The sequence below is a fragment of the Streptococcus symci genome, from assembly GCF_006385165.1.
Taxonomy (GTDB): Bacteria; Bacillota; Bacilli; order Lactobacillales; family Streptococcaceae; genus Streptococcus; species Streptococcus symci.
Window position 1 is genome coordinate 50,167 of the sequence record NZ_VFJA01000006.1, and the last position, 20,698, is coordinate 70,864.

General features: G+C 41.7%; 24 protein-coding genes, 1 tRNA gene and 1 pseudogene. 14 read left to right on the top strand and 12 right to left on the bottom strand.

Going from position 1 to position 20,698, the window contains the following annotated elements; all coding sequences use genetic code 11:
* Window positions 1-11: 11 nt before the first annotated feature.
* Window positions 12-84: transfer RNA gene (locus FJN11_RS10435), tRNA-Lys, on the bottom strand.
* 264 nt (window positions 85-348) lie between these two features.
* Complete coding sequence (locus FJN11_RS10440; RefSeq protein WP_140224651.1) at window positions 349-1,620, bottom strand: replication-associated recombination protein A; 1,272 nt, start codon at window positions 1,618-1,620, stop codon at window positions 349-351.
* A gap of 115 nt (window positions 1,621-1,735) precedes the next feature.
* Between FJN11_RS10440 and FJN11_RS10445 the strand changes: the two genes are divergently transcribed.
* From FJN11_RS10445 to FJN11_RS10480, 8 genes and pseudogenes are all read left to right on the top strand, one after another.
* Entirely contained in the window at window positions 1,736-2,206 is a 471-nt protein-coding gene (locus tag FJN11_RS10445; protein ID WP_140224652.1) for a DUF3013 family protein, read from the top strand.
* Window positions 2,207-2,215: 9 nt separating this feature from the next.
* On the top strand, window positions 2,216-2,644 hold the full coding sequence (locus tag FJN11_RS10450) for an NUDIX hydrolase (protein WP_115904005.1): 429 nt from the start codon (window positions 2,216-2,218) through the stop codon (window positions 2,642-2,644).
* Window positions 2,641-3,042, top strand: coding sequence for a hypothetical protein (locus tag FJN11_RS10455; RefSeq protein WP_061864443.1), 402 nt, complete (start codon window positions 2,641-2,643; stop codon window positions 3,040-3,042). The genes FJN11_RS10450 and FJN11_RS10455 overlap by 4 nt, the downstream gene beginning before the upstream one ends.
* A complete protein-coding gene (prmA, locus tag FJN11_RS10460; protein ID WP_140224653.1) occupies window positions 3,021-3,971 on the top strand; it encodes a 50S ribosomal protein L11 methyltransferase in 951 nt (316 codons plus the stop codon). Before FJN11_RS10455 ends, prmA begins: the two co-directional genes overlap by 22 nt.
* 1 nt (window position 3,972) lies before the next feature.
* Window positions 3,973-4,716, top strand: a complete 744-nt coding sequence (locus FJN11_RS10465) for a 16S rRNA (uracil(1498)-N(3))-methyltransferase (protein ID WP_140224654.1) — start codon at window positions 3,973-3,975, stop codon at window positions 4,714-4,716.
* A gap of 10 nt (window positions 4,717-4,726) precedes the next feature.
* Window positions 4,727-6,523 (top strand): oligoendopeptidase F, encoded by a 1,797-nt coding sequence (gene pepF, locus FJN11_RS10470; RefSeq protein WP_140224655.1) that lies wholly within the window; start codon window positions 4,727-4,729, stop codon window positions 6,521-6,523.
* Window positions 6,524-9,073: 2,550 nt separating this feature from the next.
* Window positions 9,074-9,424, top strand: a pseudogene (locus FJN11_RS11040) (hypothetical protein); the annotation flags it as partial.
* A gap of 219 nt (window positions 9,425-9,643) precedes the next feature.
* Window positions 9,644-10,312, top strand: a complete 669-nt coding sequence (locus tag FJN11_RS10480; RefSeq protein WP_140224656.1) for an MIP/aquaporin family protein — start codon at window positions 9,644-9,646, stop codon at window positions 10,310-10,312.
* Between the two features lie 210 nt (window positions 10,313-10,522).
* Here the strand turns inward: FJN11_RS10480 and queF are convergent, their stop codons facing one another.
* From queF to FJN11_RS10515, 7 genes are all read right to left on the bottom strand, one after another.
* The gene (gene queF, locus FJN11_RS10755) at window positions 10,523-11,014 is read right to left on the bottom strand and encodes a preQ(1) synthase (protein ID WP_000082587.1); all 492 of its coding nucleotides are present in this window, start codon (window positions 11,012-11,014) and stop codon (window positions 10,523-10,525) included.
* An 18-nt stretch (window positions 11,015-11,032) separates the two neighbouring features.
* On the bottom strand, window positions 11,033-11,749 hold the full coding sequence (queE, locus tag FJN11_RS10760; RefSeq protein ID WP_061598117.1) for a 7-carboxy-7-deazaguanine synthase QueE: 717 nt from the start codon (window positions 11,747-11,749) through the stop codon (window positions 11,033-11,035).
* Complete coding sequence (gene queD, locus FJN11_RS10495; RefSeq protein ID WP_000464573.1) at window positions 11,742-12,185, bottom strand: 6-carboxytetrahydropterin synthase QueD; 444 nt, start codon at window positions 12,183-12,185, stop codon at window positions 11,742-11,744. The genes queE and queD overlap by 8 nt, the downstream gene beginning before the upstream one ends.
* Window positions 12,185-12,838, bottom strand: a complete 654-nt coding sequence (queC, locus tag FJN11_RS10500) for a 7-cyano-7-deazaguanine synthase QueC (protein ID WP_049552387.1) — start codon at window positions 12,836-12,838, stop codon at window positions 12,185-12,187. The genes queD and queC overlap by 1 nt, the downstream gene beginning before the upstream one ends.
* A gap of 201 nt (window positions 12,839-13,039) precedes the next feature.
* Window positions 13,040-13,354, bottom strand: a complete 315-nt coding sequence (trxA, locus tag FJN11_RS10505) for a thioredoxin (RefSeq protein ID WP_001029581.1) — start codon at window positions 13,352-13,354, stop codon at window positions 13,040-13,042.
* A 16-nt stretch (window positions 13,355-13,370) separates the two neighbouring features.
* Window positions 13,371-13,592 (bottom strand): DUF4649 family protein, encoded by a 222-nt coding sequence (locus FJN11_RS10510; RefSeq protein WP_000570256.1) that lies wholly within the window; start codon window positions 13,590-13,592, stop codon window positions 13,371-13,373.
* A 99-nt stretch (window positions 13,593-13,691) separates the two neighbouring features.
* Window positions 13,692-14,072, bottom strand: coding sequence for a MarR family winged helix-turn-helix transcriptional regulator (locus FJN11_RS10515; RefSeq protein WP_181146422.1), 381 nt, complete (start codon window positions 14,070-14,072; stop codon window positions 13,692-13,694).
* Window positions 14,073-14,355: 283 nt separating this feature from the next.
* On the opposite strand from FJN11_RS10515, the gene FJN11_RS10520 reads away from it, so the two are divergent.
* Window positions 14,356-14,730: a CidA/LrgA family protein gene (locus tag FJN11_RS10520; protein ID WP_000781325.1), complete on the top strand. Its 375-nt coding sequence runs from the start codon at window positions 14,356-14,358 to the stop codon at window positions 14,728-14,730.
* A complete protein-coding gene (locus FJN11_RS10525; protein ID WP_001288946.1) occupies window positions 14,727-15,422 on the top strand; it encodes an LrgB family protein in 696 nt (231 codons plus the stop codon). The genes FJN11_RS10520 and FJN11_RS10525 overlap by 4 nt, the downstream gene beginning before the upstream one ends.
* Window positions 15,423-15,453: 31 nt before the next feature.
* On the opposite strand, the gene FJN11_RS10530 is transcribed toward FJN11_RS10525, so the two are convergent.
* The 3 genes from FJN11_RS10530 to FJN11_RS10540 are packed head-to-tail and all read right to left on the bottom strand — an operon-like array spanning window position 15,454 to window position 17,302.
* Window positions 15,454-16,221 carry a hypothetical protein gene (locus FJN11_RS10530; RefSeq protein ID WP_061590385.1) on the bottom strand — a complete coding sequence of 256 codons (768 nt, stop codon included), beginning with the start codon at window positions 16,219-16,221 and terminating at the stop codon, window positions 15,454-15,456.
* Between the two features lie 15 nt (window positions 16,222-16,236).
* Window positions 16,237-16,932, bottom strand: coding sequence for an ABC transporter ATP-binding protein (locus tag FJN11_RS10535; protein WP_000054197.1), 696 nt, complete (start codon window positions 16,930-16,932; stop codon window positions 16,237-16,239).
* Between the two features lie 4 nt (window positions 16,933-16,936).
* Complete coding sequence (locus FJN11_RS10540) at window positions 16,937-17,302, bottom strand: GntR family transcriptional regulator (protein ID WP_000119149.1); 366 nt, start codon at window positions 17,300-17,302, stop codon at window positions 16,937-16,939.
* Between the two features lie 139 nt (window positions 17,303-17,441).
* Here FJN11_RS10540 and nrdR point away from each other — a divergent pair, with 139 nt between their 5' ends.
* Genes nrdR through FJN11_RS10560 form a run of 4 tightly spaced genes read left to right on the top strand, consistent with a single transcriptional unit; the run spans window position 17,442 to window position 20,692 of the window.
* Window positions 17,442-17,915 (top strand): transcriptional regulator NrdR, encoded by a 474-nt coding sequence (gene nrdR / locus FJN11_RS10545; protein ID WP_001203672.1) that lies wholly within the window; start codon window positions 17,442-17,444, stop codon window positions 17,913-17,915.
* Window positions 17,916-19,085, top strand: coding sequence for a replication initiation and membrane attachment family protein (locus FJN11_RS10550; RefSeq protein WP_140224658.1), 1,170 nt, complete (start codon window positions 17,916-17,918; stop codon window positions 19,083-19,085).
* Window positions 19,086-19,982 (top strand): primosomal protein DnaI, encoded by an 897-nt coding sequence (gene dnaI / locus FJN11_RS10555; RefSeq protein ID WP_140224659.1) that lies wholly within the window; start codon window positions 19,086-19,088, stop codon window positions 19,980-19,982. It abuts the gene before it with no gap.
* The gene (locus FJN11_RS10560; protein ID WP_140224660.1) at window positions 19,979-20,692 is read left to right on the top strand and encodes an NADPH-dependent oxidoreductase; all 714 of its coding nucleotides are present in this window, start codon (window positions 19,979-19,981) and stop codon (window positions 20,690-20,692) included. The genes dnaI and FJN11_RS10560 overlap by 4 nt, the downstream gene beginning before the upstream one ends.
* The last annotated feature ends 6 nt before the right edge of the window (window positions 20,693-20,698 follow it).

Consider the following 20,698-nt stretch of genomic DNA (forward strand, 5'->3'; position numbering starts at 1 on the left):
GTTGATTTAGATGCCCCCTACAGGGATCGAACCTGTGACCCACGGATTAAGAGTCCGCTGCTCTGCCAGCTGAGCTAAGGAGGCAAATAAAAAAGCTGTATTGGTGCCGAAACTTCACGGTTTGTATTGAACCCGCGCAATTAAGCAGGTGGGCAACTCGCTCTAACTGAAGCTGTTTCCGTGTGAGACGGCCTACATGCTGTTAGAAGACTTTTGTTTCCCTAATAATACAAAAAATAGTCGGTCAACACTTAAGTGTGAAGTCGTACACCACAGCGTTTCTATGTTTATATGATACCACTTTTTCAAAAAAAATCAAGAGGAAAGTGCAATTTTTTGAAAAGGATTTCAGATTTTTCGCAAACGGTCGATAGCTTCCTTTCTTTGAGCCAAAGCCCGTTCATATTTACCAGTATCTTCTGCTTGGAAATAGTGATGATTACGAATTTTTTCGGGCAGATAGTCTTGTTTAATCCAATTTCCAGGATAGTTGTGTGGATAGAGATAGTCTTGGGCATTCCCTAGTTCCTTGCTTCCACTGTAGTGCCCATCACGCAGGTGTCGCGGAATGGGCAAGTGCCCTGATGTTTTGAGGTCAGCAAGTGCCTTGTCCATAGCCACATAGGCTGAGTTGGATTTTGGAGAAAGGGCCAAATCAATCACGACATTGGCAATGAGAATGCGGGCTTCTGGGAACCCAATCTTCTGAGCAGCATCCAGAGCAGTCACGGTGTGAATCTGGGCCTCAGGATTGGCCAAACCGATATCTTCATAGGCGATAACGGTCAAGCGACGAGCGAGACTTGGCAAATCACCAGCCTCAATCAAGCGAGCAGCGTAGTGAAGACTGGCATCTACATCCGAGCCACGGATGGACTTTTGCAGGGCTGAGAGAACATCATAGTGACCGTCTCCATCCTTATCCATGGTAATGTAGCTACGCTGTAGGCTATTTTCCATGATATCAAGGGTGATATGGCGTATGCCATCGTCATTCTCAGGGGTAGAGAGAACTGCTAAATCCAGTGAGTTAAAGGCAGAGCGCAGGTCTCCGTTTGTAGAGGTTGCGATGAAATCCAGCGCATCCTCATCTAGTTCTACTGGAAAATCAAAACCACGCTCAGGGTTATTTAGAGCTATCTGCAGAGCCTCTTTGACGTCTTGGTTAGACAGAGGTTCCAACTCAAAAATTTGAACACGGCTACGAATGGCAGGAGTGACAGAGAAAAAAGGATTTTCAGTCGTAGCGCCAATCATGATGACCAGACCACTTTCCAAGAGAGGCAAGAGGAAGTCTTGCTTGGTTTTATCTAGTCTATGAATCTCGTCTAGTAATAGGACGAGACCACCAGAAAATTTAGCCTCTTCAGCGATTTCTTGCAGTCGCTTTTTACTATCAACTGTCGCATTGAAAGTTCGAAAGGCATACTTGGTCGTTCCAGCGATGGCTGAGGCAATACTAGTTTTACCGATTCCCGGAGGTCCATAGAGAATCATGGAGGACAGGCGGTTGGCTTCCACCATGCGGCGAATGATTTTTCCAGGTCCGACCAGATGCTCCTGACCGATGACCTGGTCGATGGTTTTAGGGCGCATATGAAGCGCGAGATTGTCTGGCATAGCAGTCCTTTCTAACGTGGATTTTCTGATGTATATGTGGTAAGATGGTAGTATCTATTTTAGCATATTTCCGAGCAATCGGGGCGATTTAAGAGTCGCATAGAAAGAGGACAAAATGGCAACATACGGATTTTTAGATGTTTTAGAGGAAGAGTTGGAGAAGAACTTTCCCTTTGACTTTGAGATTAGTTGGGACAAGCGTAACCACGCGGTTGAAGTGAGTTTTCTATTGGAAGCGCAAAATGCTGCAGGTGTGGAGATGGTGGATGAAGATGGAGAGGTTTCATCGGACGATATCCTATTTGAGGAAGCGGTACTCTTTTACAATCCTGCTAAGTCAACCGTCAATGAGGAAGACTATTTGACGGTTATTCCTTACTTACCAAAGAGAGGTTTCTCTCGCGAATTTTTAAACTATTTTGCACTATTCCTTAAAGATACTGCCGAGGTTGGGCTAGATGCCCTTATGGACTTTTTGGAAGACCCAGAAGCAGAGGAATTTGTCATGGAATGGAACCAAGAAGTCTTTGAAGAGGGAAAAGTTGGATTGGAAGAGGGAGAATTTTATCCTTATCCGAGATACTAGGAGTTTGACATGGAACTAGAAATTTCTGATTTCACAGGCTGTAAGATTGCTTTGTTTTGTGGGGATAAGCTTCTGACTATCTTACGAGATAATAAGACGAGCATTCCCTGGCCCAATATGTGGGAGCTTCCCGGTGGGGGACGCGAGGGGGATGAAAGTCCTTTTGAGTGCGTGGCGCGTGAAGTTTTTGAGGAACTGGGAATTCATCTGACTGAGGATTGTCTGCTTTGGAGTAAGGTTTATCCAAGTATGCTTTTTACGGATAAACAATCTGTATTTCTTGTCGGTCAGTTGACACAGAACCAGTTTGACAGTATCGTGTTTGGAGATGAAGGACAGGGCTATCAGCTGATGAAAGTTGAGGAATTTCTTAGTTCCAGTCAAGTTGTACCTCAGTTACAAGAGAGATTAAGGGATTATTTGGAGGAAGTAAAATGATTTTTGCAATTGCAACAACCACGTTAAATAAAGAAGTTAAGCGTAAGCTAGAAACTGGACAATATTCTAGAGAGGAAGCTATATTCATTTATATAGAATATTTAAAGTTAAAGAAGATGAGAGAAAGAGCAATGAAAGTAACTGGGATCTCTATGGCTGTTATTTGGGGATTAATGCTTGTTTTACCCTTACTGAGTGGTAGAGGTCTCGTACTGCCCCTTTCAGTACATTTTTTATTTTTGCTACTGCTTGCAGGAGTTGTTCTATTTGTTTATTATCTGATGTTTGGTATTTTTAAACAGCAGATTCATAGCGCAATGAAAGAACATTATACAGATGTGATTGAAGAATTTAAGAAGAATAAGGAAAATACAAAATGGAAACATGGCAAGAGTTAAAAGTTACAGTTAAGCGTGAGGGAGAGGAGTTAGTTTCTAATCTCTTGATTGAGCTGGGAGCGCAAGGTGTTGCGATTGAAGACAGCATGGACTATGTGGGAAATGTGGACCGCTTCGGTGAGATTTTCCCAGAGGTCGAGCAGCAAGAAGAAATCGTTGTGACAGCCTACTATCCTGATACGGTTAATGTAGCAGTGGTTGAGGCAGACTTGCAGGCTCGCTTAGCAGAATTGACAGATTTTATGGATTTGGGAGAGGTCAAAATGGGGACGACTGCCTTGGCTGAGGAAGACTGGGCAGACAACTGGAAGAAATACTATGAACCAGCTCGTATCACTCATGATTTGACTATAGTGCCGTCCTGGACAGACTATGATGCGACTGCTGGAGAAAAGATTATCAAGCTAGATCCAGGAATGGCCTTTGGGACAGGAACCCACCCAACAACCAAGATGAGCCTCTTTGCCTTGGAGCAGGTTCTTCGTGGTGGTGAAACGGTGCTAGATGTGGGGACTGGTTCAGGGGTTCTTTCCATTGCCAGCTCGCTACTTGGTGCTAAGGAAATTTTCGCCTACGACCTAGATGATGTGGCGGTTCGTGTTGCTCAGGAAAATATTGAACTAAACCCTGGTATGGAAAACATCCATGTAGCAGCAGGAGATTTGCTTAAGGGAGTTGAGATTGATGCAGATGTGATTGTAGCTAATATCTTGGCGGATATCCTTGTTCATCTGACGGATGATGCTTATCGCTTGGTCAAGGATGAAGGCTACCTCATCATGAGTGGCATTATCAAGGACAAGTGGGATATGGTGCGCGAGTCGGCTGAGTCAGCTGGATTTTTCCTTGAAACCCACATGATTCAGGGGGAATGGAATGCCTGTGTCTTTAAGAAAACCAAGGATATTTCCGGTGTGATTGGAGGCTAGCATGCAGCAGTATTTTGTCAAGGGGAGTGCAGTCTCTCCTGTCACCATTAAGGACAAGGAAACCAGCAAGCATATGTTTCAGGTTATGCGCTTGAAAGAAGATGATGAGGTTACTTTGGTCTTTGATGATGGAATTAAGCGCTTGGCGCGCGTGCTGGATGTGGAAGCTCGTCAGTTTGAGTTGGTCCAAGAATTAGCTGACAATGTGGAACTGCCTACTCAAGTAACCATCGCTTCAGGCTTCCCCAAGGGAGACAAGTTGGAGTTCATCGCTCAAAAAGTAACCGAACTCGGTGCCAGTCAAATCTGGGCCTTCCCTGCCGACTGGTCAGTTGCCAAGTGGGACGGCAAGAAATTGGGCAAAAAGGCTGAAAAACTAGAAAAAATTGCCCTTGGAGCAGCAGAACAAAGCAAGCGTAATATCGTTCCAAGTATCAAGCTTTTTGAGAAAAAAGCAGACTTTCTAGCACAACTGGACCAGTTTGACCGAATTGTTGTCGCTTACGAAGAATCAGCCAAAGAAGGAGAAGCTGCTGCTCTTTTACAAGCAGTTACTGGACTCGAGAAGGGAGCCAAATTGCTCTTTATCTTTGGTCCAGAAGGTGGCCTGTCACCTGCAGAAATTGAAAGTTTTGAAGCCAAGGGAGCTGTTTTGGCTGGACTTGGTCCTCGCATTTTACGAGCAGAAACAGCACCACTTTACGCTTTATCAGCCCTTAGTGTTTTATTAGAATTAGAGAAATAAGAGGAAGAAAATGGAACAAAAACACCGTTCAGAATTTCCAGAGAAGGAACTTTGGGATTTAACAGCCCTATACCAAGACCGTGAGGATTTCTTGCGTGCAATCGAGAAGGCTCGCGAAGACATCAATCAATTTAGTCGTGATTACAAGGGCAAGCTTCATACTTTTGAGGATTTTGAGAAGGCCTTTGCGGAATTGGAACAAATCTACATCCAGATGAGCCATATTGGTAACTATGGCTTTATGCCTCAGACGACAGATTATAGCAATGACGAATTTGCTAATATTGCCCAAGCTGGGATGGAATTTGAAACGGATGCCAGCGTAGCCTTGACCTTCTTTGACGACGCCTTGGTGGCAGCGGACGAGGAAGTCTTGGATCGTTTGGGTAAATTGCAACATTTAACAGCTGCCATTCGTCAGGCCAAAATCAAAAAAGCCCACTATCTAGGGGCTGATGTGGAGAAGGCCTTGACAAATCTCGGTGAAGTTTTCTACAGTCCGCAGGATATTTACACTAAGATGCGAGCTGGGGATTTCGAAATGGCTGACTTTGAAGCTCATGGCAAGACCTACAAAAACAGCTTTGTGACCTATGAAAATTTCTACCAAAACCATGAGGATGCTGAGGTTCGTGAGAAATCTTTCCGTTCCTTCTCAGAGGGACTTCGTAAGCACCAAAATACGGCTGCTGCAGCCTATCTAGCTCAAGTTAAGTCTGAAAAAATCTTGGCAGATATGAAGGGATACGACTCTGTTTTTGACTATCTTCTAGCTGAACAAGAAGTGGACCGTGCCATGTTTGATCGCCAGATTGACCTCATCATGAAGGATTTTGCGCCAGTCGCTCAGAGATACCTCAAGCATGTTGCCAAGGTAAATGGTCTTGAAAAGATGACCTTTGCCGACTGGAAATTGGATTTGGACAGCGCCCTCAATCCTGAAGTGACTATTGACGACGCCTATGATTTGGTTATGAAGTCAGTAGAACCTTTGGGGCAAGAATATTGTCAGGAAGTTGCTCGCTATCAAGAAGAGCGCTGGGTGGACTTTGCTGCTAACAGTGGCAAGGATTCTGGTGGCTATGCAGCGGACCCATATCGCGTGCATCCTTATGTTCTCATGAGCTGGACAGGCCGTTTGAGCGATGTCTATACCTTGATTCATGAAATCGGGCATTCTGGTCAATTTATCTTTTCTGACAACCACCAAAGTTACTTCAATGCTCATATGTCGACCTACTATGTTGAAGCGCCGTCAACTTTCAATGAATTGCTTCTCAGTGATTACTTGGAGCACCAATCTGACGACCCTCGTCAAAAACGCTTCGCTCTGGCTCACCGCTTGACAGACACCTACTTCCATAACTTTATCACTCACCTTTTGGAAGCAGCCTTCCAGCGTAAGGTTTATACCTTGATTGAAGAAGGAGAAACCTTCGGAGCAAGCAAGCTTAACAGCATTATGAAGGAAGTCTTGACAGAATTCTGGGGAGATGCCATTGAGATTGACAACGATGCGGCTTTGACTTGGATGCGCCAAGCTCACTACTACATGGGCTTGTATAGTTACACTTACTCAGCAGGGCTAGTAATCTCGACTGCTGGTTACCTTCATCTGAAACATTCTGAAACTGGAGCTGAAGATTGGCTCAATCTCCTCAAATCAGGTGGCAGCAAAACACCTCTTGAGTCAGCTATGATTATCGGAGCAGATATCTCTACAGATAAACCACTTCGTGATACGATTCAGTTCTTGTCTGACACAGTTGATCAGATCATCGCCTACAGTGCCCAGTTGGGAGAGTAGGGGAATAGAAAGGTTGTTCTAGAATGATGTTTATGAGTTTGTTAAGCGTCATTCTATTTAGCTTAACTATAGCTATTTTTAAAAATGTCGTTGAAGGTCGTGATGTTAAATTTGAACTTGCTGTAGAACTGGTATTGATAGTTATTTACTTCATTTTCTATCAGATTGTATTTAATCGAGAGAGCAAGCTATAAAGAAAATTGAATCTATTTATGGCTAGAGAAGGTTATTTGTAAAAGATAAATAATATGATTTGTATAGATCAGGTAAATATTTTAAAGAAAGGGTGATTTTATGAAAAAGGAACAAGTGTTGATTGGTTTGGGCGTTGCAACTGCAATGGTAACAGCTTTTAATGGTCATGCACAAGCTAATGAGGTTGTAAATAAACATTCGACTAAGTCAACTGTTAACCAATCAGAAACTAAAAAGGATGCTGAGGTCTCAGAATCTGATGTAAAAAATGCAGAAGTAAAACTGAATCAAACAATTGAGGAAGAAAAAAATGCTCAGAAGCTTGTTGATAAAATGCAACAAGAGCATGCATCTACTGTGACAAATAAGAACAAAGCAGATGATGCTTTGAAACAAGTACAAGAATTTGCTAAACAAGCTAGTCCTGAAAAAATTAAAAATGCAGAAAAGGATCTTGTAGCCAAACAAGTAACTGTCAAGAAAACTGAAGATAGGTTGGCAGGGGCAAAACAAGATGAGAAACAAGCCCAAGCAAGTGTTGAAAAACAAGAAACAGTTGTTAATAAGGTAAAAACTCAAGTTGCTCAGAGAGCAGTTGATGTAAAAAAAGCACAAAATAAAGTAACAGAAGCAGAGAAAGCTTTTGATTGGAATACACTACGCGAGATTCAACAAGAAACTGATAAATTGGATGCGAAAGTGAAAGCCAACCAAAATAAAGTAAGTTCTTTAGCGAGTTCAGTATCAAAAACAGAGCAAGAACGAAAAGCGCTTATAGAAAGAGGAAATAAGACACGTTCTACTCTTGAAAAGAATTTAAAATCTGCTGGGGATGAGTTCCATACAGTAACGGTTTCTCATGAGATTAAATCAAATTCTGTTAGTGAAAGTGAGTCTAAGACTCCTCCACTTGATGAAAAAACTTTCGTAGGAAGAGATGGTAAGACCAATTATGTTGCTGCGAACGAAGATGTGAATTTTAGTGGTGAAAGAACAGAAACAATTGTTGTAAAATCTAAGGATGATATCCATACTCCTCATGTGGTTGATTATAAGAAAGTTTCTGAATACGTTCGTAACTACTTAATCGAGTTGCGGAGAATAAATGGCATTGATATTCCAGTGCCACCTGTGACTGAAAAGGCTTTGAAATATGGAAAAGCTAGGGCAGATGAAATGGTGGCAAATGATAAACTGTCACATGATACAAAACTAAAAAATCAAGATTTTGGTTTTAAGGATGCAACAGAAAATGCTACAGCTGGTTCAGTTCCAGAAAAGAGTCGATTGAGTGAAAAAGAACTTGCTTATAAAGAGCTTCTATCTTACTTTAATGATTATAGTAATGCATCATTATATGGTGCATCAACTCCGAAAGAAGCAAATACTTTTAACTATGGCCATAGAATTCCCTTGCTTGCTGCATCAGGGACTGGATTTGCTCTTGGAGCATCGTCAAGTAAAAAAACAACTTTTGGAAATTATGGTGTAATGACTTTCATTAGTGAAGCAAAAGGTGTTTATGATACATTACCAACAGTGATTAGCCCATCTGAAAAAAGAAGCTATGTTTATAATGGTAAGACCTATTATTATAATCCAAGCAGTTCATATTTTTTAGCAAGAGCAGAAAATAAAGATGGTGATCCAGACCATAGTGAATTTTATTTTAATGGCAAACGTGTAAAATTCTTACCGAAGACAACTTTCCGTTATGTTTGGAATGAAATCACATATCCTAAAAATCCAGCTTATACAAAAGCTAAAGAGGCTCTGGATAGTTTCAATCGAAAACAAAAAAACGAAGAAACTTTAATGAGGGATAAAATTTCATCACTAAACAAAAATCTTACAATTGCTAAAACAACATTGAATACAGATCAAAAAAATCTGGATAAAACTAAAAAACGTCTTGCAGACTTAACAAAACAAAATCAGTCTAAGTTAAACGTTTTAAAATCTGCTAAATCTGAGTTGAGTAAACAACAAACTGCGTTAAATATTGCTAAATCTGAACTTTCGAAGCAAGAATCTCAATTAAATCGATTGAAAGCAATCAAAAATAATAAATCTCATGCTAGTAAGAATGCGGAACAGTCATTAGTCAATGCTAAAAATGATTTGTTGAAGGCGAAACAACATGTCCTTGCTCTCAAAAATGCTTCAAGAAAACTTGAGGAAACTAAAAAAAATTTGATGATCGCTAAACAGAAGCTTGAGGAATTTAAAAAAGCACTTGAAAATGCAAATGCTAAACTAAAAAATGCAAAAGTTAAAAAGGAAAATGCTAAGAAAGAATACATCAAAGTATCTGAAGCATTAAAAGTAAGACTTGCTTCCAAAGGAAGTTGGATTCAATCATCTGGTCGTTGGTGGTATAGACATAACAATGGTTCCTATACATCCAATGGATGGGAACTAATTAATGGAAAATGGTATCATTTTGATCGCTCGGGCTGGATGCAGACTGGATGGGTTCAATCAGGTAGTTCGTGGTATTATCTCAGTGGTTCAGGGGATATGCAAACAGGATGGGTCAAATCAAGTGGCTCATGGTACTATTTGAATAACTCAGGCTCTATGCAAACAGGATGGTTCGCTGTTTCAGGGAAATGGTATTATGCTTACAGTTCTGGTGCTTTAGCAGTCAATACAACTACACCTGATGGATATCATGTCAATTACAATGGGGAATGGATTAAATAGAGAGTTCTGTGCTTTTTAAAAAGATTAATATAAACTCCTATTTTATTCAGTATAGTATAACCATCAAATATAGAGATTTATAACTAATTGCAATACATTAAAAATATACAATTTTTGAAAACAATATTGCAACTGATACGAAATTTCCAAGCAATTTTCTTGAAACCCTTTCCCTCTTTTGATAGACTAGTATCTAGTTTTGAAAAAAGGAGAAAGAGAATGAAAAAATTTGTCGCTGAGTTAATCGGTACGTTCATGCTTGTGTTCGTCGGAACAGGAGCTGTTGTTTTTGGAAATGGTCTTGAAGGTCTTGGTCACCTTGGAATTGCCTTTGCCTTTGGCCTGGCAATCGTAGTTGCAGCTTACTCAATCGGAACTGTTTCAGGTGCTCACTTGAACCCAGCGGTTTCGATAGCTATGTTTATTAACAAACGTTTGTCATCTTCAGAGCTTGTAAACTACATCCTTGGACAAGTAGTTGGAGCTTTCTTAGCATCTGCTTCTGTCTTCTTCCTCTTGTCTAATTCAGGTATGTCAACTGCTAGTCTTGGTGAAAATGCCTTGGCAAACGGTGTCACTGTCTTTGGTGGTTTCTTGTTTGAAGTCATTGCAACTTTCTTGTTTGTCTTAGTTATCATGACTGTGACATCAGAAAGCAAGGGGAATGGCGCGATTGCTGGTTTGGTAATCGGTTTGTCCTTGATGGCAATGATTCTTGTGGGATTGAACATCACTGGACTGTCAGTAAACCCAGCTCGTAGCTTGGCCCCAGCTGTCTTGGTAGGTGGCGCAGCTCTTCACCAAGTTTGGATTTTTATCCTTGCCCCAATCGTTGGTGGAGTTCTTGCAGCTCTTGTTGCGAAAAGCTTCCTTGGAACAGAAGAATAATTGAAACTTAAAAAGCCTTGCTCCTCATTTTGAGGAACAGGGCTTTTTCGTATGATACTCTTCGAAAATCTCTTCAAACCACGTCAGCTTCCATCTGCAACCTCAAAATAGTATTTTGAGCTGACTTCGTCAGTCTTGTCTACAACCTCAAAGCAGTGCTTTGAGCGACCTGCGGCTAGCTTCCTAGTTTGATTTTCATTGAGTATGAGTTTAACGGTTATCAATTTTCTCTGGATAAAGGTCGTGTTGGAAGAGGCGTTGTTCTGCCAAGCCTTCATACTTAGTTCCAGGCTTACCGTAGTTGTAGTAGGGGTCAATTGAGATGCCACCGCGAGGAGTAAATTTTCCCCAAACCTCCAAATAGCGAGGATCTAGCAAGTTGACTAAGTCTTTCCCAATGGTGTTGATACAGTTTTCGTGGAAATCTCCGTGGTTTCGGTAGCTAAAGAGGTAGAGTTTGAGGGATTTTGACTCGACACAGAGCTTGTCAGGGATGTAGGAAATATAGATAGTTGCAAAGTCTGGCTGAGCAGTGATTGGGCAAAGTGAGGTGAATTCAGGACAGTTAAATTTGATAAAATAGTCATTTTCCACATGACGATTGTCAAAGGATTCGAGGACTTCTGGTTGATATTCGAAAATGTAGTTGGTTTCTTTGTTGCCGAGGAGGCTTAGGTTTTTCATTTCTTCTTGTTGTGACATGATTCTTTCTTTCTAATTTTAAACACCACGTTGATTATCGTAGAGGAGGGTATGGAGTTGAGGAAGGACGCGGACATTGCCCCAGCTATCGTCGGCAGCGATGCGTTCCCAGAGTTCTTTGAGACGGTCCAGTTGGTCTTGGACAATATTGCCTGTAGCCTTGGGCTCAGGATTTCCAGCTGATAAGAAGAGAACATCTGGTTGGTAGCGCTCTTGGATGTCTTTGGCAAAGGCCAAATCTGCATCGTCAAAGACAGGGATTTTAAAGGTGACCTTATCTGGATCCAGTTGGGAAACGATAAAGTCCAAGGTCTCAAAGTTGACTTCCATCTTGGATGAAGGAGGTTTGGGACTCAGAGTGACCTGGTCGATGTCTTTCAACCAATTTTGCCAGCGAGAGCCTTGAGTTTCAACAGCCAGAGTGACACCACGTTCCTTAAGTTTAGTGACCAATTCGGCCATGTTGGCTGCTAGGATAGCAGGATTTCCCCCAGATAGGGTTACATAGTCGTAGCTCCCCAATTTATCCAAGGCAGCAATGACCTCGTCAGCTGTCATGCGAGTTGGTTTTTCAGAACCATCCCATGTAAAGGCAGAATCGCACCAGTCGCAGTGGTAGTCGCAACCTGCAGTGCGGACAAACATGGTTTTCTGACCGATTGCACGGCCTTCGCCTTGAAAGGTTGGACCAAAAATTTCCAGAACTGGTAGTTTGAGGACACGTTCCCTAGTCATCTAACCACTCCCGTCTAAACTCCGCAAAGGCAGTCGGAGTCTCATAGAGACGAACGTATTCCAAACGGAGACCGCGCTCGTCTGGCAACTCTTGATTCATGGTTTGAAAAATCCAGTAAACCATATTTTCAGCAGTCGTGTTCATATAGGGAAGAGTTTCATTGAGATAGCGATGATCCAAGTGGGGTTCTAAGTAGTTCTTGTAGATTGCTTTGATGTCTCCGAAATCGTAGGTCATGCCACGTTCATCTAAAAATCCACTGACAGCAATCTGCAGATGATAGGTATGGCCGTGCAGGGACTTACATTTTCCCTCATAGTGAAAGAGGTGGTGGGCAGCATCAAAGGTAAATTCTTTTGATACCAAGGTTCTGTGAGGATTGTAGACCAGAGACTCCCCAGTTTCTTGTTTGATTTCTTTGGGTGCGAAAAACATTAGGCCTCTCCTTTCTGTGAGAGATAAACATCTAGACCATGCTGACGTAGATGGCAGGCTGGGCAATCTCCACAGCCACTTCCGATAATCCCGTTGTAGCAGGTTAAGGTCTTTTCACGAACGTAGTCAAAAGCACCGAGTTGGTCAGCCAATTCCCAAGTTTCAGCCTTGTCTAGCCACATGAGAGGTGTTTGGATAACGAAGTCGTAATCCATGGCAAGGTTGAGGGTAACATTAAGGGATTTTACAAAGACATCTCTACAATCGGGGTAGCCTGAAAAGTCTGTTTCGCAGACACCTGTCACGATGTCTTTAATGCCTCGTTGCTTAGCAAGAACTGCCGCAAAGGACAAAAAGAGGTGGTTGCGACCGTCAACGAAGGTATTGGGAACCTCTCCCTCTTTTTGCTCAATTTCCAGATCAGAGGTCAGGGCATTTTCAGTGATTTGCCCCAGCAGGGACATATCTAGGATGTGATGACGAATGCCCTGTTCCTTAGCGATTTCTTTAGCGACTTGAATTTCGAGATGATGGCGTTGGCCGTAGGCAAAGGTAACGGCTTCGACCGTTTCATAGTGTTCTTTAGCCCAAAAGAGGCAGGTTGTAGAATCTTGACCGCCACTAAAGACGACCAAGGCTGATTGACGTTTCATAGTACTCCTTCCAAAATGGGAAATGTTCAGAGCACGCAAAAAGCTCCCTTGAGGGAGCTAAAAAATACCAAGTCAAGGTTTTTTTTAGCGATGGCATGTCCCAAACATCGTAATATTCTACTTACAGTCTAGCATATTTTTTGAAAAATGGCAAAGGACAAGAAAAAAGAGACCAAAGCAAGTACTTGGTCTCTCAGTTGATTAGCTCAATTCAGCAACGATGGCCTTGATTTGTTCTGCTGTGTGAACACCAGCAACTTGTTTGACAACTTGGCCGTCTTTTTTGAAGAGAAGAGTTGGGATAGACATGATTCCAAAGGCACGAGCTGTGTTTGGATTTTCATCAACGTCCATTTTAACGATTTTCAAAACATCTTCTGAAAGCTCTTCAGACAATTTGTCCAAGATTGGACCTTGCATACGACATGGACCACACCAAGTTGCCCAGAAGTCTACCAAGACCAAACCGTCTTTAGTTTCTTGTTCGAATGTTGCATCTGTAATTGCTTTTGCCATTGTATTTCTCCTTTTTTTAGTTATATTGGCTTAAATCTTGTTTCATGAGATAGAAGAAGACATCTCCATAAGTCCCATGGTAGTCCAAATCATGACCGTTGTAAGTTAATTTTTGGACAGGGTAGTAGTCTGCGACACCGATAAGGCAAGCTTGTTGTGAACGATCAAAATCTTCATAAGATTCGAAAGTTACAGTTCTTTCATTCTTGCTGGCATCTAGATAGGTAATTTCAATCATGTTTAAAACTCCTTTGTTTAATGATGATTTTATTTTACTCCTTGTAAAAGAGAATGTCAAGAAAAATGATTGCGCACGCAACTTTTTTCTAAAATCATCTTAAATTAAGAAATCCAAACCAGTTTCCAAGCTTGCTTCGACAGCCTTTTGTAGAAAGGCCAGTGTTTTTTGCCCATCACCTGTCAGGCAGATAAAACTAGAGCGTCGATCTTGATCACAACACCTGCGACTAAGTAGACCGCAATTTTTGGCTTCCAAGCGAGCCACCATCCGAGAAACAGCGCTCGGGCTCAGATGAAGTTTATCTGGCAGGTCAATCTGGCGTAGAGATTTTTCTTGAGCCAAGTCCAGATAGTAGAGCAGGTAGAACTCTTTCAAGATCAGACTTTGCTCGCTCTGCTGGGCAATTGTCTCTTCCAAGAGACTTTCAATTTCTTTCTGACGCCGATTGAAATCAAACCATTTTTCCAAATAGGTCATAGTATCTCCTTTCTTTTTAGAGTTATAAAATAGAAGAAGGTCCATTCACGGACAGTCTTTGTATCACAAGATGATTGCGCATGCAATAATTATACTACTTTTCAAGAATGCTGGCAAGAAGGACGCTGGAATATTTTATCCTAAATTACACTGTTTTCACAAGTCAAGAATTGTTTGTATGCCCTTTCTATTTCTAATTTTTATTATCCCTTGTGCATTTCCTTGAAATTTTCTGAAAAAAGAGTAAACTGGTATGCAAGAAGTCTATTTCGTGGAGTTTAGGATGAAATTATATGTTCAATTAATGATTCTCTTTGTGATTTCTCTAATCGGAGAGGGAATCTCTAGTTTCTTTCACTTGCCCATCCCAGGCAGTATTATCGGTTTGATTATTCTCTTTCTCGCCCTACAATTCAAGTGGCTGAGAACCAGGCATGTCAACATGGTGGGGAATTTCTTGCTGGCCAATATGACCATTCTCTTTTTGCCCCCAGCAGTGGGAATCATGGAAAAGTTTGATGTGATTGCTCCTTATCTCTTGCCCATTGTTTTGATTGTCTTTTTTGCAGCAGTCATCAATATTATCCTCATAGCCTTGGTAGTTCAGTTCATCAAGAGACGATTTGAGGGAGATTATGAGAAAGGAGATGCCAAATGAGTGAATTTGTTTCCAATCCCCTGTTTGGGCTTGCCCTGTCTATCCTAGCCTATCTAGTGGGAATGTTGATTTACAGACGTTTTCCCCATCCATTGACAACGCCCTTGCTTTTGTCAGCTGTTTTCATTATCATCTTTCTAAAGGCGACGGGTATTTCTTACCAAGATTACTACCAAGGTGGGGTTTATCTGAACAACTTGATTGTCCCATCGACCGTGGCTCTAGGGATTCCGCTTTATAAGAGCTTTCACCTGATGAAGCACCATGCTCGGAGTATTCTCTTTGGTAGTCTGTTAGCAGTAGTTGTTAATACCTCTTTCACAGCCCTTGTAGCTAAGATTTTTGGAATGGACTTTTTCCTAGCCATTTCTCTCTTTCCCAAGTCAGTAACAACCGCCATGGCAGTAGGGATTACAGAAAAATTGCAAGGTCTGACGACCGTGACCTTGGTCGTTGTTGTGGCAACTGGGATTTTAACCAGTGTCATCGGCCCAACCCTTTTGAAGTGGTTGAAAATTGACGACCCAGTAGCTGTTGGTCTTTCTCTTGGAGGAACAGGTCATGCAGTCGGAACGGGAACAGCCTTCCGATACGGCTCTGTAGCAGGAGCTATGGGTGGTTTGGCTATCGGTGTCACCGGTATTCTCTATGTCTTTGTCAGCCCTATTGTAGCCAGTTTGATATTGAGTTAAATTAAAACCCAGCTTTTTAGCTGGGCCTTTTTTATTGCAAATTAACCTTGTTTTTCAAGATGTGATAAGTTCCTAGATAGTAGATGGCTATAAGAATAACTTCTTCCAGAATAGTCATGATAATACCCATCTGGAACTGATCAGCTCCTCCTGTGGTTGATGGGAAGTAGAAACCAGGGTTAGAACGATAGAAGAGTTCAATAAAGCCAACGACGATTTGGATACCAATGTAGGCTACAATTGACAGTGCGGTACGGTATTCATTGAAAAGCTGTCCAATGGAAATAGCCAAGTAGATGCAGAGGATTCCAGAAATAGTATTTAGTAGGAAGGATACCCCCATAAGAGAGAGTTGAGGAAGATGTGTTTCTATAAATGGAATCACGTCAGAAGTTGCAAACCAATCTGGAGCCGTAAGGGTCAGAACAATGAAAGCACTGATTGCTAGTACAGTAGTGCTGACAATAGACCAGATAAAGGCACCGACTAGTTTGGCTGAGATGATATAATGTTCAGAAACTGGCAATGTCAAAGTCAGATAACCTTGTCGGTCATAGACACTACCTTTGAAGCGTTTAATAATCAAGAAGATAGTTGAAATCACAAGTGTAACCATCAAACCACCAAAGACAGTAGATAGAAAAAATAGCATAGTAGCCTGACTTTCTTGGTAAGGTAGATTTTTAAAGCCTTGTGTCTGTATTCCGATAAAGGCAGAAAGGGCTAGAACGGCAGCGTAGAGGGCTAAATACCACTTGTTAACATTTTTAAATTCGTAGCGAACTAAATTCCAAAACATAATAATCTCCTTTTTTTAGGCCTTAAATTCCTGACGGAAGAGTTGGTCAATGGATTCACCTGACTCATAGCGAATATCATCTACATTTCCTTGACGAACGACTTTTCCGTCTTTCAGGAAGACAATTTCATCCAAGATTGGCTCGATATCAGAAATCAAGTGGGTAGAAATCAAAACGGTAGAAGTTGGGGAGTAGTTGTTGATAATAGTATTGAGGATATACTCACGGGCTGCTGGATCGACCCCACCAATGGGTTCATCCAGAACATAGAGACGAGCATCCCGGCTCATAACCAAAATCAGTTGTACCTTTTCTTTGTTTCCTTTTGATAGTTTTTTGAGACGACTATTTTCATCAATGCCGAGGTCTGCAAGTAGATGATGGGCACGTTCAAGATTGAAATCTTTATAGAAGGTCTTGAAGTAGGTTAGGGCTTCTTTGACCTTCATTTGCTCATTGAGATAGGTCGTATCTGGCAAATAAGCTACGATAGCCTTGGTTGCTGGGCTTGGGTCCATGTCGTTGATAAGGACGCGTCCTTGATCTGGTTGTAAGAGACCATTGATGAGTTTAATCAAGGTTGTTTTTCCTGAGCCGTTTGGGCCGAGGAGACCGACAATTTTTCCAGCTGGGATGTCAAGAGAAACATTTTCAAGGGCTGGGGTTGCTCCATAAGATTTGGATACATTTTCAAATGCTAATAATGACATAGGCTTAAACTCCTTTAATATAATCACCGACTACGCCTGGTAGTTCTTCTTTTTCATAGCCAAAATGGGTCATGGAGGAAACGAAGTGTTCCAATTCTTCTTCTGATAATTGTTTGCGCGATTGGGCGATTAGCTCCTTATCCTCAGTCACAAATCGTCCAGTTGTTCGCTTACTGTAGACAAATCCTTCTCGTTCAAGGTCTGACAAGGCTCTTTGGATGGTGTTTGGATTGACACCGGCCTCGCTAGCTAGCTCTCTCACGGTTGGAAGTTGTTGATTGGGTTCCAGTGTATGGGAAACAATCTGAAGCTTGATTTTCTCCATAATCTGTAAATAGATGGGTTTTTTGTTGTCAAATGTCCAGGACATCTTAGTCTCCTTTCTTTTATCTCTTTGTCTTAATTAAATAATACAACAAAACAAAAAACTTGTCAAGCAAAAAGAAGAATTGTTTTGGGAATCGCTTAAAAAATGGTATAATGAAAAGAAAACGATAAGGAGGGAAAGGATGCGTTGTCCAAAATGTGGGGCTACCAAGTCAAGTGTTATCGATAGTCGCCAAGCAGAAGAAGGGAACACTATTCGTAGAAGACGTGAGTGCGATGAATGCCAGCACCGTTTTACAACCTACGAACGGGTAGAAGAAAGAACCTTAGTGGTTGTTAAAAAAGATGGCACACGGGAACAATTCTCCAGAGATAAAATCTTTAATGGGATTATCCGCTCAGCCCAGAAACGTCCTGTGTCAAGTGATGAAATCAACATGGTAGTCAATCGTATCGAACAGAAACTCCGTGGTCGAAATGAAAATGAAATTCAAAGTGAGGACATTGGTTCACTCGTCATGGAGGAGTTGGCTGAGTTGGATGAGATTACCTATGTACGTTTTGCCAGTGTCTACCGTAGTTTTAAGGATGTCAGTGAGTTAGAGAGCTTGCTCCAACAAATCACCCAGTCCTCTAAAAAGAAAAAGGAAAGATAAATGAAGCCAATTGACCGTTTTTCTTATCTAAAGAATAATCGGGTGTCGCAAGATACCTCATCTCTGGTACAGTGCTACCTCCCGATTATCGGTCAGGAGGCACTGAGCCTTTATCTTTATACAATCAGTTTTTGGGATAACGGCAGAAAGGAATATCTTTTTTCAAGTATTCTCAATCATCTTAACTTTGGGATGGATAGACTGATAAAATCTTTAAAAATCCTATCTGCTTTCAATCTCTTGACCCTCTATCAAAAGGGGGACGTTTATCAGCTAGCCCTCCATGCTCCTCTATCTAGTCAGGACTTCTTGGAACACCCTGTTTATCGCAGACTTTTGGAGAAGAAGATTGGTGACTCGGCTGTTGAGGATTTGAAAGTTGAGACTGCTAATGGTGAAGAAATACCTGTCTCACTCAATCAAGTCTTTCCAGATTTGGCAGAATTAGGAAGTCAAGAAGACCTCGGTCTCAAGAAGAAAGTGGCCAACGATTTTGACTTGGACCATTTTCGTCAGCTTATGGCTCGAGATGGGCTTCGCTTTGCGGATGAACAGTCTGATGTCTTAAACCTCTTTGCTATTGCTGAGGAGAAGAAATGGACTTGGTTTGAAACCTATCAATTGGCCAAGTCAACAGCTGTTTCCCAGGTTATTTCAACAAAACGTATGCGGGAAAAAATTGCTCAAAAACCTGTTTCCTCTGACTTTAGTCCTAAGGAAACAACCATTATCAAAGAAGCCAAAAGTAAAACGGCCCTGCAGTTCTTAGCAGAAATCAAACAAACACGCAAGGGGACTATTACCCAAACAGAAAGAGACCTCTTGCAACAGATGGCTGGCTTGGGCTTACTGGACGAAGTCATCAATATCATTCTCTTGTTGACCTTTAATAAGGTAGATTCGGCAAACATCAATGAGAAATATGCCATGAAGGTAGCCAATGACTATGCCTATCAAAAGATTCATTCGGCAGAAGAGGCAGTCTTGCGCATTCGTGAACGTGGGCAAAAAGCAAAAACACAAAAACAGAATCAGACTGCCCCAGCAAAAACCAATGTTCCTAAATGGAGTAATCCTGAATATAAAAATACGTCATCCGCTGAGGAATTAGAAGAGATGGAACGCCAAACCCTAGAATTATTAGCAAAATTAGATAACGGAGGTGATTAGATGGAAAGTGTCGGAGATGTACTCAAACGTCAACCAAGTCGTTTTCACTATCAAGATTTGGTCCAGAAAATCATGAAGGATCCTGATGTTGCGGCCTTTGTCCAGCAAGAATCCCTCAATCAGGACGAGTTGAATCGTAGTATTTCCAAGTTTAACCAATACATCACTGAGAGAGATAAATTCCTCCGAGGAGATACAGATTATATTGCCAAAGGCTACAAGCCTATACTAGTCATGAACCATGGCTATGCGGATGTTTCTTATGAAGAAACTCCTGAACTAATCGCAGCTGAAAAAGAAGCGGCTATCAAGAAACGTCTCAACTTAATTAATTTTCCATCTAGCCTGAAAAATGTCAGTTTTTTAGATGTTTATCGTGATGATGTTCAGCGTATAACTGTTCTAAAAAGAATGATAGAATTTGTTAACGATTACCCCAATAATTTGAAAGGTCTTTACCTATATGGAGATTTTGGTGTGGGTAAAAGTTTCATGGTGGCTGCCTTAGCTCATGATTTATCAGAAAAACGTGGTGTTTCATCCACTCTCCTCCACTATCCTAGCTTTGTCATTGATGCCAAAAATGCCATCAGTGATGGCAATGTTAAGACCTTGGTGGATGAGATTAAGCTTTCTGAAGTCCTGATTTTAGATGATATTGGTGCCGAGCAATCAACACCTTGGGTGCGTGACGAAATCCTGCAGGTTATTCTCCAATATCGGATGCAGGAAAATTTACCGACCTTTTTCACCTCCAACTTCAACTTTGATGATTTGGAGCAGCATTTCGCTAAAGGGAAACATGGAAATGACGAAACCTGGGAAGCAAGACGCGTCATGGAACGCATCCGTTATTTGGCTGAGGAGACTCGTTTAGAAGGAGTGAACCGTCGATGACAGAAACAATCAAATTAATGAAGGCTCATACTTCAGTGCGCAGGTTTAAAGAGCAAGCTCTTCCTCAGGAAGATTTGACTGAAATCCTGACAGCAGCCCAGATGGCTTCGTCTTGGAAGAATTTCCAATCCTACTCTGTGATTGTGGTACGAAGTCAAGAAAAGAAAGATGCCTTGTATGAATTGGTGCCTCAAGAAGCCATTCGCCAGTCAGCTGTTTTCCTTCTCTTTGTCGGAGATTTGAACCGAGCAGAAAAGGGAGCCCAGCTTCATACTGATTCATTCCAACCTCAAGGTGTAGAAGGTCTTTTGATTAGTTCGGTCGATGCGGCTCTTGCTGGTCAAAATGCCTTGCTGGCAGCTGAAAGCTTGGGCTATGGTGGTGTCATTATTGGCTTGGTTCGATACAAGTCAGAAGAAGTGGCAGAGCTTTTTAACCTGCCTGACTACACCTATCCTGTCTTTGGGATGGCACTGGGAATACCAAATGAAGAACATGAAGTCAAACCTCGCTTGCCATTGAATCAAGTGGTGTTTGAGGAAGAATACCAGGAACAAACAGTTGATGCAATCGAAGCTTATGACCGTGTACAGGCTGACTATGCTGGAGCGCGTGCGACCACAAGCTGGAGTCAGCGCCTAGCAGAACAGTTTGGTCAAGCTGAACCAAGTTCAACTAGAAAAAATCTTGAACAGAAGAAGTTATTGTAGAAAGTG

Excerpts from the sequence above, each read along its gene's own strand:
- FJN11_RS10440 (WP_140224651.1), bottom strand. The coding sequence starts at position 1,620 with ATGCCAGACAATCTCGCGCTTCATATGCGCCCTAAAACCATCGACCAG.
- FJN11_RS10445 (WP_140224652.1), top strand. The coding sequence starts at position 1,736 with ATGGCAACATACGGATTTTTAGATGTTTTAGAGGAAGAGTTGGAGAAG.
- FJN11_RS10450 (WP_115904005.1), top strand. The coding sequence starts at position 2,216 with ATGGAACTAGAAATTTCTGATTTCACAGGCTGTAAGATTGCTTTGTTT.
- FJN11_RS10455 (WP_061864443.1), top strand. The coding sequence starts at position 2,641 with ATGATTTTTGCAATTGCAACAACCACGTTAAATAAAGAAGTTAAGCGT.
- prmA (WP_140224653.1), top strand. The coding sequence starts at position 3,021 with ATGGAAACATGGCAAGAGTTAAAAGTTACAGTTAAGCGTGAGGGAGAG.
- FJN11_RS10465 (WP_140224654.1), top strand. The coding sequence starts at position 3,973 with ATGCAGCAGTATTTTGTCAAGGGGAGTGCAGTCTCTCCTGTCACCATT.
- pepF (WP_140224655.1), top strand. The coding sequence starts at position 4,727 with ATGGAACAAAAACACCGTTCAGAATTTCCAGAGAAGGAACTTTGGGAT.
- FJN11_RS10480 (WP_140224656.1), top strand. The coding sequence starts at position 9,644 with ATGAAAAAATTTGTCGCTGAGTTAATCGGTACGTTCATGCTTGTGTTC.
- queF (WP_000082587.1), bottom strand. The coding sequence starts at position 11,014 with ATGTCACAACAAGAAGAAATGAAAAACCTAAGCCTCCTCGGCAACAAA.
- queE (WP_061598117.1), bottom strand. The coding sequence starts at position 11,749 with ATGACTAGGGAACGTGTCCTCAAACTACCAGTTCTGGAAATTTTTGGT.
- queD (WP_000464573.1), bottom strand. The coding sequence starts at position 12,185 with ATGTTTTTCGCACCCAAAGAAATCAAACAAGAAACTGGGGAGTCTCTG.
- queC (WP_049552387.1), bottom strand. The coding sequence starts at position 12,838 with ATGAAACGTCAATCAGCCTTGGTCGTCTTTAGTGGCGGTCAAGATTCT.
- trxA (WP_001029581.1), bottom strand. The coding sequence starts at position 13,354 with ATGGCAAAAGCAATTACAGATGCAACATTCGAACAAGAAACTAAAGAC.
- FJN11_RS10510 (WP_000570256.1), bottom strand. The coding sequence starts at position 13,592 with ATGATTGAAATTACCTATCTAGATGCCAGCAAGAATGAAAGAACTGTA.
- FJN11_RS10515 (WP_181146422.1), bottom strand. The coding sequence starts at position 14,072 with ATGACCTATTTGGAAAAATGGTTTGATTTCAATCGGCGTCAGAAAGAA.
- FJN11_RS10520 (WP_000781325.1), top strand. The coding sequence starts at position 14,356 with ATGAAATTATATGTTCAATTAATGATTCTCTTTGTGATTTCTCTAATC.
- FJN11_RS10525 (WP_001288946.1), top strand. The coding sequence starts at position 14,727 with ATGAGTGAATTTGTTTCCAATCCCCTGTTTGGGCTTGCCCTGTCTATC.
- FJN11_RS10530 (WP_061590385.1), bottom strand. The coding sequence starts at position 16,221 with ATGTTTTGGAATTTAGTTCGCTACGAATTTAAAAATGTTAACAAGTGG.
- FJN11_RS10535 (WP_000054197.1), bottom strand. The coding sequence starts at position 16,932 with ATGTCATTATTAGCATTTGAAAATGTATCCAAATCTTATGGAGCAACC.
- FJN11_RS10540 (WP_000119149.1), bottom strand. The coding sequence starts at position 17,302 with ATGTCCTGGACATTTGACAACAAAAAACCCATCTATTTACAGATTATG.
- nrdR (WP_001203672.1), top strand. The coding sequence starts at position 17,442 with ATGCGTTGTCCAAAATGTGGGGCTACCAAGTCAAGTGTTATCGATAGT.
- FJN11_RS10550 (WP_140224658.1), top strand. The coding sequence starts at position 17,916 with ATGAAGCCAATTGACCGTTTTTCTTATCTAAAGAATAATCGGGTGTCG.
- dnaI (WP_140224659.1), top strand. The coding sequence starts at position 19,086 with ATGGAAAGTGTCGGAGATGTACTCAAACGTCAACCAAGTCGTTTTCAC.
- FJN11_RS10560 (WP_140224660.1), top strand. The coding sequence starts at position 19,979 with ATGACAGAAACAATCAAATTAATGAAGGCTCATACTTCAGTGCGCAGG.